16 protein-coding genes are annotated in these 15,332 nt (G+C 62.0%); 4 read left to right on the forward strand and 12 right to left on the reverse strand.

Going from position 1 to position 15,332, the window contains the following annotated elements; all coding sequences use genetic code 11:
- Positions 1 to 53 precede the first annotated feature (53 nt).
- Genes OIM99_RS03840 through OIM99_RS03855 form a run of 4 tightly spaced genes read right to left on the reverse strand, consistent with a single transcriptional unit; the run spans position 54 to position 4,172 of the window.
- A complete protein-coding gene (locus tag OIM99_RS03840) occupies positions 54 to 956 on the reverse strand; it encodes an MBL fold metallo-hydrolase (RefSeq protein WP_311849003.1) in 903 nt (300 codons plus the stop codon).
- 32 nt (positions 957 to 988) lie between these two features.
- A complete protein-coding gene (locus OIM99_RS03845; protein WP_311849004.1) occupies positions 989 to 1,990 on the reverse strand; it encodes an Hsp33 family molecular chaperone in 1,002 nt (333 codons plus the stop codon).
- Entirely contained in the window at positions 1,987 to 2,937 is a 951-nt protein-coding gene (argF, locus tag OIM99_RS03850) for an ornithine carbamoyltransferase (protein ID WP_409371465.1), read from the reverse strand. The genes OIM99_RS03845 and argF overlap by 4 nt, the downstream gene beginning before the upstream one ends.
- A complete protein-coding gene (locus tag OIM99_RS03855) occupies positions 2,937 to 4,172 on the reverse strand; it encodes an aspartate aminotransferase family protein (RefSeq protein WP_311849006.1) in 1,236 nt (411 codons plus the stop codon). Before OIM99_RS03855 ends, argF begins: the two co-directional genes overlap by 1 nt.
- Positions 4,173 to 4,632: 460 nt before the next feature.
- On the opposite strand from OIM99_RS03855, the gene OIM99_RS03860 reads away from it, so the two are divergent.
- Both OIM99_RS03860 and OIM99_RS03865 read left to right on the forward strand, forming a co-directional pair.
- Positions 4,633 to 5,460: a D-Ala-D-Ala carboxypeptidase family metallohydrolase gene (locus tag OIM99_RS03860; protein ID WP_311849007.1), complete on the forward strand. Its 828-nt coding sequence runs from the start codon at positions 4,633 to 4,635 to the stop codon at positions 5,458 to 5,460.
- 176 nt (positions 5,461 to 5,636) lie between these two features.
- The gene (locus OIM99_RS03865; RefSeq protein WP_311849008.1) at positions 5,637 to 6,704 is read left to right on the forward strand and encodes an aromatic ring-hydroxylating dioxygenase subunit alpha; all 1,068 of its coding nucleotides are present in this window, start codon (positions 5,637 to 5,639) and stop codon (positions 6,702 to 6,704) included.
- A 64-nt stretch (positions 6,705 to 6,768) separates the two neighbouring features.
- On the opposite strand, the gene OIM99_RS03870 is transcribed toward OIM99_RS03865, so the two are convergent.
- Entirely contained in the window at positions 6,769 to 7,167 is a 399-nt protein-coding gene (locus OIM99_RS03870) for a DoxX family protein (RefSeq protein ID WP_311849009.1), read from the reverse strand.
- 11 nt (positions 7,168 to 7,178) lie between these two features.
- Positions 7,179 to 7,787: an FMN-dependent NADH-azoreductase gene (locus OIM99_RS03875; RefSeq protein WP_311849010.1), complete on the reverse strand. Its 609-nt coding sequence runs from the start codon at positions 7,785 to 7,787 to the stop codon at positions 7,179 to 7,181.
- A gap of 96 nt (positions 7,788 to 7,883) precedes the next feature.
- Here OIM99_RS03875 and OIM99_RS03880 point away from each other — a divergent pair, with 96 nt between their 5' ends.
- Complete coding sequence (locus OIM99_RS03880) at positions 7,884 to 8,291, forward strand: helix-turn-helix domain-containing protein (protein ID WP_311849011.1); 408 nt, start codon at positions 7,884 to 7,886, stop codon at positions 8,289 to 8,291.
- Positions 8,292 to 8,339: 48 nt separating this feature from the next.
- Here OIM99_RS03880 and OIM99_RS03885 read toward each other — a convergent pair whose 3' ends face one another.
- The 5 genes from OIM99_RS03885 to OIM99_RS03905 form a co-directional block, all read right to left on the reverse strand.
- Entirely contained in the window at positions 8,340 to 9,791 is a 1,452-nt protein-coding gene (locus OIM99_RS03885) for a catalase (protein ID WP_311849012.1), read from the reverse strand.
- A 109-nt stretch (positions 9,792 to 9,900) separates the two neighbouring features.
- Positions 9,901 to 10,872, reverse strand: coding sequence for a tripartite tricarboxylate transporter substrate binding protein (locus tag OIM99_RS03890; RefSeq protein ID WP_311849013.1), 972 nt, complete (start codon positions 10,870 to 10,872; stop codon positions 9,901 to 9,903).
- Between the two features lie 35 nt (positions 10,873 to 10,907).
- The gene (locus OIM99_RS03895; protein WP_311849014.1) at positions 10,908 to 12,239 is read right to left on the reverse strand and encodes an aspartate aminotransferase family protein; all 1,332 of its coding nucleotides are present in this window, start codon (positions 12,237 to 12,239) and stop codon (positions 10,908 to 10,910) included.
- Between the two features lie 130 nt (positions 12,240 to 12,369).
- Complete coding sequence (locus OIM99_RS03900) at positions 12,370 to 12,759, reverse strand: RidA family protein (protein WP_311849015.1); 390 nt, start codon at positions 12,757 to 12,759, stop codon at positions 12,370 to 12,372.
- A gap of 29 nt (positions 12,760 to 12,788) precedes the next feature.
- A complete protein-coding gene (locus OIM99_RS03905; RefSeq protein WP_311849016.1) occupies positions 12,789 to 13,859 on the reverse strand; it encodes a hypothetical protein in 1,071 nt (356 codons plus the stop codon).
- A 116-nt stretch (positions 13,860 to 13,975) separates the two neighbouring features.
- Here OIM99_RS03905 and OIM99_RS03910 point away from each other — a divergent pair, with 116 nt between their 5' ends.
- Complete coding sequence (locus tag OIM99_RS03910; protein WP_311849017.1) at positions 13,976 to 14,905, forward strand: TIGR01459 family HAD-type hydrolase; 930 nt, start codon at positions 13,976 to 13,978, stop codon at positions 14,903 to 14,905.
- Between the two features lie 12 nt (positions 14,906 to 14,917).
- Here the strand turns inward: OIM99_RS03910 and OIM99_RS03915 are convergent, their stop codons facing one another.
- Positions 14,918 to 15,310 carry a response regulator gene (locus tag OIM99_RS03915; protein ID WP_311849018.1) on the reverse strand — a complete coding sequence of 131 codons (393 nt, stop codon included), beginning with the start codon at positions 15,308 to 15,310 and terminating at the stop codon, positions 14,918 to 14,920.
- Between the last annotated feature and the right edge of the window lie 22 nt (positions 15,311 to 15,332).

Consider the following 15,332-nt stretch of genomic DNA (forward strand, 5'->3'; position numbering starts at 1 on the left):
GTCGCGCGCCCCTGGATTGCTGCGTCGTCGCTTCGCTCCTCGCAATGACGGTTTCAAACCTTGCGATAGCGCGCGTTCAATGTCGCCGGTCCGTCGGCGACGACAAGGCCGCGTGCCGTCAGGTCTTCCATATGCGCCAGCATGGACAAAGCGGCTGCCGGCTTCAGGCGCGGGTCGAGGCCTTCGTAGATTTTTTCGACCAGCGGGCCGATATCGCTCTCGCCTTCGGAGAGACGATTGAGAATGGAGATTTCGCGCTGGCGGCGATGATGCAGCAGCGCGCGCAGATAGCGCTGCGGCTCCATCACCGGCCCGCCATGGCCCGGCCAATAGATGCGATCGTCGCGGCCGCGCAACTTTTCGAGCGAGGCCATGTAGTCGCTCATGACGCCATCGGGCGGCGCGACGATGCTGGTCGACCAGGCCATGACGTGATCGCCCGAGAGCAGAGCGTTCTCCTGCGCGAGACCAAAACAGAGATGGTTCGAGGCGTGGCCCGGCGTATGGACGGCCTGCAAGGTGAAGCCGTCGCCGTGCAGCACATCGCCGTCACGCATTTCCTGATCGGGCATATGATCGAGATCGTGACTGGCATCGAGCCGGCCGGAGGCATCGTCCTTGATCGGCACATGGCGGGCGCAACCGAAGATCGGCGCGCCGGTCGCCGCGCGCAAAGCCCGCGCACCTGGCGAATGATCGCGATGGGTGTGGGTGACGACGATATGGCTGACGATTTCGCCTTCGACAGCTTTCAGAAGTGCCGCGAGCTGTTCCTCGCTCTCCGGCCCCGGATCGACGATCGCCACGCGGCCTTGGCCGACGATGTAGGAACAGGTGCCGGTGAAAGTGAAGGGCGAGGGATTGGGCGCCACCAGCCGCCGCAGCAGCGGCGACACCTGTTCGACGACGCCGGCGGCGAGAGGAGAGCGATTGTGAACGAGATCGTTGTCAGCCATGAGCAAGCTTAGCCGACGAAACAGCCTTCGGTCTATTCCGGAGACTGTTCAGGCTCGACTTCCGCCGGTTCGAACGAGCGCCGGACACCGCAGAATTCGCAGGTGACGCTGATCAGGCCGTCGTCGGCCACCATGTCGCGGCGCTCCTGCGGCGTGAAGCTTTTCAGCATGGCGGCGATGGAGTCGCGCGAGCAGCGGCAGGCGTGGCGGATGTCCTGCGGTTCGAACACGGTAACGCCGCGCTGATTGAACAGCCGGTAGAGCAACCGCTCGCTCGACAGCGCCGGATCGACCAATTCGTGATCCTCGACCGAACCGGCGAGCGCCTTGGCTTCGAGCCAGGCATCGTCCTCCGGCGCTTCGTGCTTGGTGGCGCCTTCCGGCGCATCGCCCGGATCGAGGTCGGCCATGCGGCGGCGTTCCGGCGAATCCGGCAGGAACTGCACGATCAGGCCGCCGGCGCGCCAGGCGCTCGGCCCGTGCGCATTGACCACTTCGCCGACCGCCAGACGCACCAGGGTCGGGATCTGTTCGGACTGCTGGAAATATTGATGGGCGGCCGCTTCCAGGCCCTGACCGTCGAGGGCGACGACGCCCTGATAACGCTGGATCGAAGGACCGCGATCGACGGTGAAGGCGAGATGGCCGCGGCCGAGCAGAGCAGCCGGCGTCGCCTCGCCCGCCGCACGCGCCGCGTCCAGGCGCTCGGCGTCGAAGCGCGCGAAGGCGCGAATGCGATCGGGCGAGTCGAAATCGACCACCAGCATGTCGATGATGCCGTCCGTGCGCGTCTGCAACTGGAACCGGCCCTCGATGGTGAGCGCCGAGCCGAGCAATACGTTCAGCGCCGCGGCTTCGCCGACGGCGCGCGCCACTTCCGGCGGATAGGCGTGGTTGCGCAGGAGATTGTCGAGCGCCGGGCCAAGCCGCACCAGCCGGCCGCGCGCATCGAGCGGCGCGACCGCATAGGGCAGAACCCGATCGTCATTGACGGTATCTGAAACCGGCCGGGACGCCGGTTGAACCTCATTCATCGTCCCGCCGTGCGATCGGCGAGCGCCCAGGCCAGAATGCCTTTCTGTGCGTGCATGCGATTCTCCGCCTCGTCGAAGACGACCGACTGCGGCCCGTCCATCACCTCGTCGGTGACTTCCTCGCCGCGATGGGCTGGCAGGCAGTGCATGAACACTGCGCCCTTGGCCGCCTGTGCCATCAGTTTGCCATTGACCTGATAGGGCGAGAGCAATTTCTGGCGCAGGCGCGCCTCTTCCTCGTCGCCCATCGAGACCCAGCAGTCGGTGATGACGGCATCAACGCCGGTCACGGCCGCGAAGGGGTCTTCGGTCAACTGCAGGCGTACATGGTGACGCTGAGCCCAATCGACAAGCGCCTTGGGCGGCGCCAATTCGGCCGGCGTCGCCACATTGATGGAAAAATCGAAGCTGTGCGCGGCATGGATCCAGCTCGCCAGCACATTGTTGCTGTCGCCGGTCCAGGCGAGCGTGCGCCCTTTGATCGGCCCGCAATGTTCCTCGAAGGTCATGATATCGGCCATGATCTGGCACGGATGCGAGCGCTTCGTCAGGCCGTTGATGACCGGAACCGTGGCGTGCTGGGCGAGTTCCATCAGATCATCATGGTCGAGGATGCGGATCATGATGCCGTCGACATAGCGCGACAGGACGCGCGCCGTGTCGGCGATGGTCTCGCCACGGCCGAGCTGCATTTCCGTGCCGGTGAGCATGATCGTCTCGCCGCCGAGCTCGCGCATGCCGACGTCGAAGGAGACTCGCGTGCGGGTCGACGGCTTATCGAACACCATCGCCAGCACCTTGCCGGTGAGCGGACGATCGGCCGCCAAATGCCCCTTGCGACGCGCTGCCTTGATGGAGGCGGCGAGATCGAGGATGCGGCGCAATTCCTGCGTTTCGAACTCAGTCAAATCGAGGAAGTGGCGGGGCTTGGTCACGGTGGTCAGCATCATACGCTCTGCAATGCGGGCAGCTTGGCCTCGATACTCTTACACGCCGCTTCAAGCCGCGTGATGGCTTCGTTCATTTCGGCTTCGCCGATGGTGAGCGGAGGCAAGAGCCGCGCCACGTTCTCGGCGGCCGGCACCACCAGCATGTGCTGGTCGCGCACGGCGACGGTGAAATCACCGCTCGTGATGGCGTCATCGACCTGGATGCCCAGCATCAGGCCTTCGCCGCGAATGCCCTTGATGACGCGCGGATGCGCATCCTTCAGCGCGGCGAGCTTCTGCTTCATCAGCAGGCCCTTGCGGCCGACCTCTTCGAGGAAGCCCGGAGCCAGCATGACGTCGAGCACCGCATTGCCGACCGCCGTGGCGAGCGGATTGCCGCCATAGGTGGTGCCATGGGTGCCGGCGACCATGCCCTTGCCCGCTTCTTTGGTGGTGAGGAAAGCGCCGAGCGGAAAACCGCAGCCGATGCCTTTGGCCACCGCCATGATGTCCGGCTCGATGCCGGAGCTCATGTAGGAGAACAGCTTGCCCGTGCGGCCCATGCCGCTCTGCACTTCATCGAGCACCAGCAGCAGGCCGTGCTCGTCGCAAAGCTTGCGAAGATCGCGCAGGAAAGAGGCCGGCGGCACGCGGATGCCGCCTTCGCCCTGGATCGGCTCGACCATGATGGCGGCCGTGCGCGGGCCGATGGCGGCCTTCACCGCTTCGATGTCACCGAAACGGACCTTGCGGTGGAAGCCTTCGACCGGCGCGGCGAAGCCTTCTACATATTTGTCGTTGCCGCCGGCCGCGATGGTGGCAAGCGTGCGGCCATGGAACGCGTTGTCGAAAGTGATGATCTCGACCCGCTCCGGGTGGCCGCTGACGAATTGATATTTGCGCGCCGTCTTGATCGCCCCCTCCAGCGCCTCGGCGCCGGAATTGGTGAAAAAGACATAGTCGGCAAAAGTCGCGTCGGCGAGCCGATGGGCGAGCTTCTCGGCCTGCGGAATCTTATACAGGTTCGACACGTGCCAGAGCTTTTCGCCCTGCTCTTTCAGAGCGTTAAGCACATGCGGATGGGAATGACCCAAGCCTGCCACGGCAATGCCGGCGCCAAAATCCAGCCATCGCGAGCCGTCGGTCGCCGTCAGCCAGGCGCCTTCGCCGCGCTCGAAAGCGACGTCGGCTCTGATGTAGGTCGGCAGAATGGCGGATTCTGCGTCGGACGAGACGTGTACTGGATCGGCCATGGATCACTATGTGGTTGGAAGGGCTGGAAAAACCAAAGCGCCGCCCCCTGGGGGACGGCCGCTCTGGAGGTTTTAATTTACGAAATTTGCCGGAAACGGTCAATGAAAAGGGGGACCGTGGGAACCAATTGCCTACGGTCGCGCTTATGGTTCTGGGCTATCCTACAGTCTGGGACCCCTGCCGTGAAATCGTCCAAAGAGCGCCTGGGAGTTGACGCATCCCAGTCACCGGGTATGTTCGCCCCCGCGTGTCTGAGTGTTCGTCCGAGTACGTTCGCCGGTTTTTTCGCGCCGAGTTGTAGCGCCGAGTTTGCCCGTCACGAACAGCAGAGGTCAGGAATTGCGGATTTATTGTTGGTTTGCCGTAGCCGCTTCAGGTCTTTCACTCGCCGCCTGCTCTCCCTCCGGCCAACCCGAACTCCAAGCCAATCTCTCTGCCGATGGGACGCCGCAGGCCGGCGTGGTCGCCGGCACTTCGGCCGGCACGGCTGCCAGAAATGCGCCAACCGGTGGCCTTTTCGGCGCATTATTCCCGACCCAGCCCACCCAAGTGGCGCAAGCCGAACCAGAACAAGTCATCGCCTCCACCTTCGTTGCCCCGAAAAAAGCGCCGCTCCCCGTTGCCCGCCCCGACTTTGGCGACCGGGTTGAAGTCGCCGCCGCTCCGGCAACAGCCGCACCCCACGCCCCGGCCGAGCCGGCGCAAGCCACAGCCAGCCAAGCCACCCCGAGCCAAGCGCCGCCCAGCATCGTCACCGCTTTCGCCGCTCCTGAACAACCCGCCGCCATTCCCGCCGTGGCCGAACCTGCGGCCCAGGCCCGCTCCATCGCCGCTTATGAGCGCGAGGAAGCCGGCATCCCGGCCAACGACAAGGGCCCGGCGCAGCAGATCACCGTAGGCCCCACGCCCGCCTCGTTCGGCGCGCTGCCGACCGCCGGCACCAGCACCAACGGCGTGCCCTTCGCCAGCGGCAACCAGCGCTGGTACGCCGCCTATCCCACCGTCGAAACCGACTGTTTCCCTGCCGATTTGCGCAGCGCGCTCGATACGATCGCCCGGCATTACAACCGCCCGGTGGAAGTGACCTCGGGTATGCGTAATCGCGGACGGCGCTATTCCATGCACCGCTATTGCAAGGCCGCCGACATCCGCGTCGCCGGCGTTTCGCCTTCGGCGCTGGCGAGCTTCGCCAAGACGGTTCCTGGCATCAACGGCGTCGGCACCTATCGTTGGGTCGCCGTTACCCATATCGATACGCGCGCCGAACGTTTCGCCTGGCGTTATTAAAAGCCTGGCGCACACAGACTCAAAGCTGTCCGATATCCGGATATGGGCAGAATCCCCTTGGGATGGGCCCATATTCTTCGCCGCTGATCGCTGATGCGATCGACAGCGCCGCTTGCGCTTAAATTATTGGCCTTCTAATCTCTCGCCACGATCGGTCGCGACGGGAGGGTCAAGACATGAACGAGAAGGTCAATGCTCCGTTTCTGAGAAATGCTTGGTATCAAGCCGCGTGGGACGACGAGCTGAAGGACGGCATGCTCGCCCGCACCATCATGAATGAACCGCTGCTGTTCTTTCGCGATGCCAATGGCAAGATCGGCTGTATCGAAGATCGCTGTTGCCATCGCGGCGCGCCGCTGTCGCACGGCAAGGTCGTCGAGAACGGACTGCAATGCGGCTACCACGGCCTCGTCTTCGACGTGAACGGCAAATGCGTCGAGATTCCCGGTCAAGACAACATTCCGCCGATGGCGAAAGTGAAGTCGCATCCGGTCGTCGAGCGGCAGGAATTCATCTGGGTGTGGATGGGCGATCCGGCTCTTGCCGATGAATCTAAGATCGTCGATTGGCACTATCACGACAATCCGAAGAAGTATCCGCACCGCAAGGCGACGATGCCGATCAAGATCAATTATATGATGATGATCGACAATCTGATGGACCTCACCCATCTCGGCTATGTCCACACCAAGACTATCGGCGGCAATCCGAAGGCGCATGTGAACGCCAAGATGGAAACGCGGCGCACCGAGAACGGCGCGCATTATATCCGCTGGATGCTCGATGCCCTGCCGCCGCCGACCTATGTGAAAGGCGTCGGCTTCACCGGCAAGATCGATCGCTGGCAGGAGTTCGAATACATCGTTCCCGGTAGTGTGCGGCAATGGTCGGGCGCGTTGGACGTCGGCCGCGGCGCCTATGAAAACCGTGACCAGGACGGCTTCCATCTGCTGCTCTATCACGGCATTACGCCGGAAACGGAAAACACCTCGTTCTATTTCTGGTCGGCCGCCAACGGCTACCGGCAGGACGACCCTAAGGCCACCGACGAACTCTATAACGAGACTTATCCGACCTTCGTCGAGGATGTGGTGATCATGGAAGGCCAGCAGCGGCGTCTCGACGCCGATCCCGACCGTCCGCTAGTGCCGATCAAAGCCGACAATGCGCTCACCCATGCGCGCCGCGCCTTCCAGAAAGCGCTCGACGAGGAACGGGCGTCGATGCCGCAAGCGGCTGAGTAAGAACACCAAGCTCAAAATGAAAAGGGCGCCATATGGCGCCCTTTTTTAATTTGGATTTTTGACCTCAACGACCGAGCATGGCGACCACGCTGGCGCGATGCAGCCAAACGATCGTCGCGGTGATCAGCAACAGCACGATAGCCGGAAGCGGACTGCCACCGATCACGAAGAGATGCGTCAGCGTTGCGAAGACCATGGTGACGGCCAACAGCAAGCTGCCGAGGGCGGCGGTGGCCGGTACCAGCAGCGCGATGGCACCAACGATCTCGACGAGGCCTGTCACCACGCGGAACCACTGGCCGATACCGATGTGATCAAACGTCTCGATCATCATCGGCACGCCGGCAAGCTTAGCGCCACCGGCAGCCAGGAAGGCGGCAGCCGCAAGAAGCCGCAATCCCCACGAAACGATCTTCACGGTTCCGGTTGGCGCGCCGGAGGCGAGCGGAGAGTTCGTGCTCATGTCAACTTCTCTCAAGCGGCGAGCTTGTCGACTTGAGCGACGGCCGTGTCGATCGCGGCGGCGCGGCTTTCCGGGCTGATCGCCAGCCCCTCGGCACGCACGAAGGTGATGTCGGTGACCCCAAGGAAGCCGAAGAAGCCGCGCAGATAGGTTTCCTGATGATCGAGGGAGGCGGCCGGCGTCCCCTCGCCATAGAAGCCGCCACGCGAAGAGGCGATGATCACGCGCTTGCCGCCAGCCAGTCCTTCGACGCCGCTTTCACTGTAACGGAAGGTTTTGCCAGCGACGGCGATGCGATCGAGCCAGGCCTTGAGCTGCGACGGCAGGGAGAAATTGTACATCGGCGCGCCGATGACCACGGTGTCGGCGGCCAGAAAATCATCCAAGACCTTGGCGTTGCGGGCAACCTCCCGCTTGGCGACGTCATCCTGGGGCTCGACGCCCCGAAGCGCCAGGAATTCCGGCGCGGTCAAATGGGCGACCGGTTCGGCGGCCAGATCGTTGTGGATGACCTGAAGACCCGGCGTGGCGTCTTGCAGCCGTTTGACGATGGCTGCCGTCAACTGACGGCTGACCGACTGTTCGCTCAGGATACTGGCATCGATATGAAGGAGTGTCATTATGGGAGTCTCATGGTATAAAATTGTGACTGAGACTAGAAATGTAACTATCACCAGAGATGCCGACAATAAGGCACATTATGGGAACCGAGTATTATGGATGTAACCGTACCTGCCGATGGCATGCAGGGCCATGACTGCCAAAAGGTTAGTCAAGTATTGGCTCGCATCGGCGAGAAATGGAGCGTGCTTATTATCATGTTCATAGTGAACAAGCCGCGCCGTTTCACCGAAATTAAGCGCGCTGTTAATGGCATATCACAAAGAATGCTGACACTATGCTTGCGCGGACTTGAACGGGACGGCCTGATCAAGCGAACTGTCTATCAAGTCATGCCACCGCATGTGGAGTACGAGCTGACCCCGCTCGGACATTCTTTGACACAGCCGGTCATTGCGCTGGGGACCTGGGCGATCGAGCATCTAGCCGACATCGACGCGGCGCGGTCCGCTTTCGATGCGCAGGACGACAACAAGGGCGGCAAGACACCCTGGCAGGGCTAGCCCGCTGGCAGCCCTCGCCCGTCAAAATCGGAAAAGCGGTACGCGCGCTTAAGCGACGAGCTCGAGACCCAAGGCCCGACGAACGCCTTCCGCATAGTCGGGATGGACTTTCTCGAAATGGGCGAGCTGCCGCTCGACAATCTCCTTCGGCACGCCACCCATGGACGCGGCGATGTTGGAGAACAGGCGCTGCCGCTGCCCGGCGTCGAGCAATTCAAACAAGGCCCTGGGCTGACGATAATCGTCATTGCCGTCGCGATGGTTCCAGCGATCGGCATCGCCGGTGATCAGCAGCGGCGGTTCCTTCAACGACGGGTCTTCGACCGGGCCGCCGAAGGAGTTGGGTTCGTAATAGGCGTCCGGATTGCCGCTGTCGTTCTTGAAGAAACGCATCGCGCCATCCTTGTGATAGTTATGGACGGGCGTGCGCGGCGCGTTGACCGGCAAAGCTTCGTAGTGCGTGCCGAGGCGATAGCGATGCGCATCGGCATAAGAGAAGATGCGCGCCTGCAGCATTTTGTCTGGCGAGAAGCTGATGCCGGGCACCACGTTGGAAGGCGAAAACGCCGCCTGCTCGATCTCGGTGAAATAGTTTTCGGCATTGCGATTCAATTCGATCACGCCGACATCGATCAGCGGATAATCGCCATGCGGCCAGACTTTCGTCAGGTCGAAGGGATTGTACCAATGCTTGTCGATATCGAGTTCGGGCATGACCTGGATCTTGACGTCCCAAGAGGGGAATTCGCGCCGCTCGATCGTGCCGAACAGATGTTCCTGATAGGTCTCGCGTGACTCGCCGATGATCTTGGCGGCCTCCGCATTGGTGTAGTGACGATGGCCCTGGCGGGTCTTGAAATGGAACTTCACCCAGAAGCGCTCGCCCGCCTTGTTCCAGACGGAATAGGTGTGCGAGCCGTAGCCGTTCATGAACATCGGCGCGACCGGCAGGCCGCGATCCGAGAACAGGATCGTCACCTGATGCAGGCTTTCCGGAGATAGCGACCAGAAATCCCACATCGCCGTCGGCGAGCGCAGATTGGTGCGCGGATGGCGCTTCTGTGTGTGAATGAAGTCGGGAAATTTCAGCGGATCGCGGACGAAGAAGACCGGCGTGTTGTTGCCGACCAGATCCCAGTTGCCCTCTTCCGTGTAGAACTTCATCGCGAAGCCGCGCACGTCGCGCTCGGCATCGGCGGCGCCTTGTTCGCCAGCGACGGTCGAGAAACGCGCCAGCATCTCCGTCGTCTGGCCGACCTGCGAGAAGACCTTGGCGCGGCTGTATTTGGAAATGTCGTTGGTGACCGTGAACGTGCCGAAAGCGCCCCAGCCCTTGGCGTGAACGACGCGCTCGGGAATGCGCTCGCGGTTCTGATGGGCGAGCTTTTCCACCAATTGCCAGTCCTGCATGAGGACGGGACCCTTCGGCCCGGCGGTCAGCGAATTCTGATTGTCGGTGACGGGCGAACCGGCTGTGGTGGTTAGTTTTTTCTCGGACATTTCAGCGATCTGCTTGTTCAAAGATTGGGGCGAGAATGGCCTAAAGATTGGAATATGTCTAATCGATCATTTGTCGCACTTTAATAGGCCAAGCCAATCAATCGACATCTCAATTGGCGGTAATTCCTAAACTCTTGATGGCCGCCGGCACGGTCTCATATTCCTTGCGCCATTGAGCGGCAAATTCCTCAGGCGAATTGCCGACCCGCTCGAAAGCGATGGCGACCAGAAAATCCTGCACGTCCTTGCGTTCGAGCGAGGCTTTCGCGGCAGCGACGAGTTTATCGATCGCCGCGCGCGGCGTGCCGGCGGGTGCCACGAGCCCCGACCAGAGCGGCGTGGTCAGCAGCACATCGTTGAAGCCGGACTCGGTGAAGGTCGGCACATCGCTCAACAGGCCGCGATCCTCGCCGAGCTGGGCGATCAGCTTGATCTTGCCTTCCTTGATATATTGCATGGCCGCCGCCGCGCCGAAGGTGACGCCGATCTGGCCGCTCAGCAATTCCTGAATGGCCTGCGGGCTGCCGCGATAGTTGACGTTGACGAATTTCGCGCCGGTGCGCCGGCCAAGCGCTTCCATGATGATATGCGGAAACGAGCCGACGCCGAACGAGCCATAGGCCATGCCCTGCGGCATGGCTTTCGCCTCGTCGATCAATTCACGCAAGGTGCGCGCCTTGATGTGCGGACCGGCGATCATCGCCGCCTTGCTCTGGGTGAGCTTGGTGACGAAGGTGAAATCCTTCGCCGGATCGTAAGGCAAGGGCTCCATCAGCGCGACGAGCGAGACCAGAGGATCGTTTAATGTCGCCAGAATGGTGTAGCCATCGGGCTTGGCTTTCGCCACTTCGGTGGTGCCGATGGTGGCGGCGGCGCCGGGACGATTCATCACCACGATGGTGGCGCCCAACGGGCCCGTCATGCCTTCGGCGATCTTGCGAAAGGCAATGTCGGCTGGCGCACCCGCCGCATAAGGCACCACCCAGGTAACGGGACGCGACGGATAGGCGTCCTGCGCCATGGTGTTTGTTGCGGTCGCCATGGCGAGCACAACGGCAGCAAAGAAAGCGCGGCGTTTCATTCTCTCCCCCAAGAACCGATGTGAACGCCGGCCGATCAGGCGATGGCCTTGATCGCCTTGCCGACCTTGTCGATGATTTCGTCGATGTTGTTTTCGTTGAGCATCAACGGTGGCGACAGAACGATGGAATCACCGGCGATGCGGATCAGCACGTCCTGGCGATGGAAGGTTTCGTCCATCACTTCGAAACCGCGCTTGCCCGGCGCATCGGGCTTGGGCGCGAGATCGATGGCGCCGACGATGCCGATGGTACGAATGTCTACGACGTTGGGCAGGCCTTTGAGCGAATGCACCGCATCGGCCCAGCGGTTCTCAAGCCGCTTGGCATTGCCGAACAGATCTTCCTTTTCATAGACGTCGAGCGTCGCGAGACCTGCGGCGCAGGCCAAAGGATGCGCCGAATAGGTATAGCCGTGGAACAGTTCGACGGCATGTTCCGGGCCTTTCATGAAGGCCTCGTAGATGCCGCGCCGCACGATCACGCCACCCATCGGCACGGTGCCTGACGTCACGCCCTTGGCGAAACAGATCATATCAGGCACCACGCCATAGCGCTCGGCGGCGAAGGGTGCGCTGAGACGGCCGAAGCCGGTGATGACTTCGTCGAAGATCAGCAGAATGCCGTATTTATCGCAGATCTGCCGCAGCTTCTGCAGATAGCCCTTGGGCGCCGGAAGAACGCCGGTGGAGCCAGCCATCGGTTCGACGATGACGGCGGCGATGGTCGAGGCATCGTGCAGGCCGACGATGTTTTCAAGATCGTCGGCGAGATGGCCACCCCATTCCGGCTCGCCGCGCGAGAAGGCCTGTTCAGTGCGATTGTAAGTGGCCGGCAGATGATCGACCGCCGGCAGAGCCGAACCGAACATCTTGCGGTTCGGCACCATGCCGCCCACCGCAATGCCGCCGAAGCCGACGCCATGATAGCCGCGTACGCGGCCGATCAGCCGCTGGCGCGCGCCCTGGCCGTTCACATTGTGAAAGGCGATGGCGATCTTGAGCGCGGTGTCGACCGCCTCCGAACCGGAATTGGCGAAGAAGACGTGATCGAGATCGCCGGGCGCCATGGCGGCGACGCGCGTCGCCAGTTGAAAGGCTTTCGGATTGCCGAACTGGAACGGCGGCGAGAAATCCATCTCCGCCGCCTGCTCCTGGATCGCCTTGACGATGGGCTCGCGCGAATGGCCGGCATTGACGCACCACAGCCCCGCCGCGCCGTCGATCAGCTTGCGGCCATCGCCCGACCAGTAGTGCATGTCCTTGGCGCGCACCAGCATGCGCGGCGCTTTCTTGAAGGACCGGTTGGCCGTGAACGGCATCCAGAAGGCTTCAAGATCATTGGGTACGGTTGTCGTTGCACTCGCCATGACGCGCTCCCTCGAACTGTCTTACTCTTCCACCGGTGTAGCATAGAGCGAGCCCCGGCAGAACGGCATTGCCGCGACGCTTCGCCCGCCGCGACATCAAGTCTTGATCAAGGTAAAGACCCAAGCGAGGCTAGCCCTCGCTGATCGCCTCGCCCTCGATTTCGATCAGATATTTCGGATTGGCCAGGCGCGGCACGACGACGAAGGTGCTCGCCGGTTCGTGGCCGTTGAGCCGGCGCTGACGCACTTCGCGAATGGCGCCGATTTCCTCCGGCACGGTCGTATAGGTGACGATCTTGACGAGATCGGTGGGCTTCATGCCGGCCGCTTCGATCAAGGCATAGATATTGTCGAACACCTGTTCGGTCTGCGCCTTGATGCCCTCCAACAGCGTGCCGTCGGCCTTCTGACCAACCTGACCCGACAGGATCAGCCGGCGCGCATTGGCGCCATGGATGACGCCTTGCGAAAAGCCGGCGGTCGGCTTCATGAGCGTCGGCGGATTGATGAATTTCGGCATGATGCTTCCTGCGAGAAAATAGGATCAGGCTATTTACCGTGGATCGCCTGTTTTGTCCGCGCGATAATTTGCGGCGGCGACGCATAGACCTTGCTCACCAGCGCCTGCACGTCAGCGCCCGGCACCGCATCGACATCGAGACGGGCCTTGGCTGCTTCACCCTTGAAATCCGCATCGGCCATCGTGTCGGCAAAAGCCTTGCGCATGGCCGTCGCGCGGGCGGCTGGCACCTCCGGCGCCAACACATAGGGACGGCCGAACCGCGACTGGCTGAAGAACAGCGCGAGAATGGCTTTCTCCTCGTCCGTCTTCGCGTAGGAGGCGGCGAGCGGCACGCTCTTGGCGTTCAATTCGGGATAGCCGGTCGCGTGGGTCTGGACGATCACCTTCATGCGGCCGCTGTCGAACCAGCCGGGCTGCGTCACCGAGATCGATGGCCAGGCGAGGCCGCAGGCACCCTGTGCCTCGCCGCGCTCGATGGCGAGCGAGATTTCGCGGCTGCCTGGATATCCCAGAACGATTTTGAACTTCGCGCCCAACACCGCATTCAGCACGGCGGGATAATCGGAGGTCGAACTCGAACCGCTCGCCGCGACGATCAAATCCTTCTTCAGAATGTCGTCGAACGTCTGCACCGGCGAATCCGTGCGCGCGATGCAGATGTAAACATCGTCATTGGCACTGCCGAGATAATGGAACTTGCTCGGATCGTGCTTGACCGGCGTCAGGCCGAGAAGCGGTTCAAGAATGACGCCGGACTGGAAAGCGCCGATGACCGTGCCATCCTTGGGCGCGACGTTATAAACGTTGTTGGCGGCAACATTGCCGCCCGCCCCCGGCATATTGGAAACGATGATGCCCGGATTGCCAGGCACATGCTTGCCCATATGGCGGGCGATCAGGCGCGCATAGGTGTCATAGCCGCCACCGGCCGAAGAACCGACAATGATCTGAACGGTTTTGCCACGATAGAAATTTTCGACATCTTGGGGGGATTCTTGCGCGGTTGCTGCTCCGATCGCCGAAGCCAGGACAGGAGCTAAGACAAAAGTCGTCAGAGCGCAGGCAAAAACAGTCGAGTCGCGCCGAATTGCTGCCAATCGAGCCTCCCTATCGTATTTTATTATGGCTGTTGTAACGCTGAACCGCAGATTGAGCCAAGTCGAGAATTCATGAATTCTTGACACCGTCACATCGGACCACTAGCGCCATTGCCATGAATTCCCCGCCCACCACGCCCACGCCCCTCTCCCACCCGCGCGTCTTGACGAGCATCGCTCCGCTCGCGGCCTCTTATGACGTGATCCTCTCCGACATCTGGGGCGTGATCCACAATGGGCGAGAACATTTCGCGGCCGCCGTCGAGGCGCTCGCGCGCCTTCGCGCCAACGGCGCCACGGTCATCCTGCTCACCAATGCGCCGCGGCCCTCGCCGCCGGTGCTGCGGCAGCTCGACGGTTTGAAAGTGCCGCACGACAGTTTCGACGGCATCGTCACCTCCGGCGACGTGACCTTGAACTTCATCGCCGAACACGGATTGAAGCCGCTGCATCACATCGGACCGCCGCGCGACATCGCGCTGTTCGACATTCTCGAACGCGACACCGGCGTGCGCCCGCCACTCGTGCCGCTCGAGCAAGCCGACTACGTGGTCTGCACCGGCTTGTTCGACGATGCCGAGCAGCCCTCCGACTATGACACGCGCCTCGATCTGATGCGCCAGCATAAGATGGACATGATCTGCGCCAATCCCGACATCGTCGTGCATGTCGGCGATCATGAAGTGTGGTGCTCGGGCGCACTGGCGCAACGTTACGAACAGAACTACGGCGGCAAGGTGCTGCAAGCCGGCAAGCCGTTCGCGCCGATCTACGAGCGGGCGCTGCAATTGGCGCAGGCGAAGCGCGACAAGTCCATCGATCGCCGCCGCGTGTTGGCCATCGGCGACGGCATCGGCACCGACATCAAAGGCGCACGCACGCAAGGGCTCGACGTGATCTTCGTCACATCCGGCATCCATCGCGAAGAATTGCACAATGGCCAGCGCGATCCGCGCGCCAATCCGCCCGATGAGGCGGCGCTCGCTCAACTGCTACAGCAGCATCAGATCGAGCCGCTGGCTTCGATGAGCCAGCTGATCTGGTGACATGAAGGCGGCTTAGGCCGCCTGCTTGCCGAACACCTGGTCGATCTTCGCCTTCAAGGTCACGGCATTGAACGGCTTGACGAGATAGTTGCTGACGCCGGCCTTGCGCGCGGCGACGATGTTCTCGACCTTCGATTCCGCCGTCACCATGATGAAAGGCGTATCGGCATTAGCTTCGCTCTGGCGCATTTTGATGAGCAGGTCGTAGCCGGTCATCGGCTCCATGTTCCAATCGGAAATGACCAGGGCATATTGCTTGGTCGTCACCATTTCGAGCGCCGCGGCGCCATTGGGCGCATCGTCGACATTCTCGTAACCGAGCTGTCTGAGCAGGCTGCGGACAATCTTCAGCATCGTCGCGTAGTCGTCGACAATCAGGATCGGCTCGGAAGTGGCAAGCGTCATGAAGGGTCTCCGTCGCGACCGC

This window comes from Methylocella sp. CPCC 101449 (assembly GCF_031921685.1).
Classification (GTDB): domain Bacteria; phylum Pseudomonadota; class Alphaproteobacteria; order Rhizobiales; family Beijerinckiaceae; genus Terripilifer.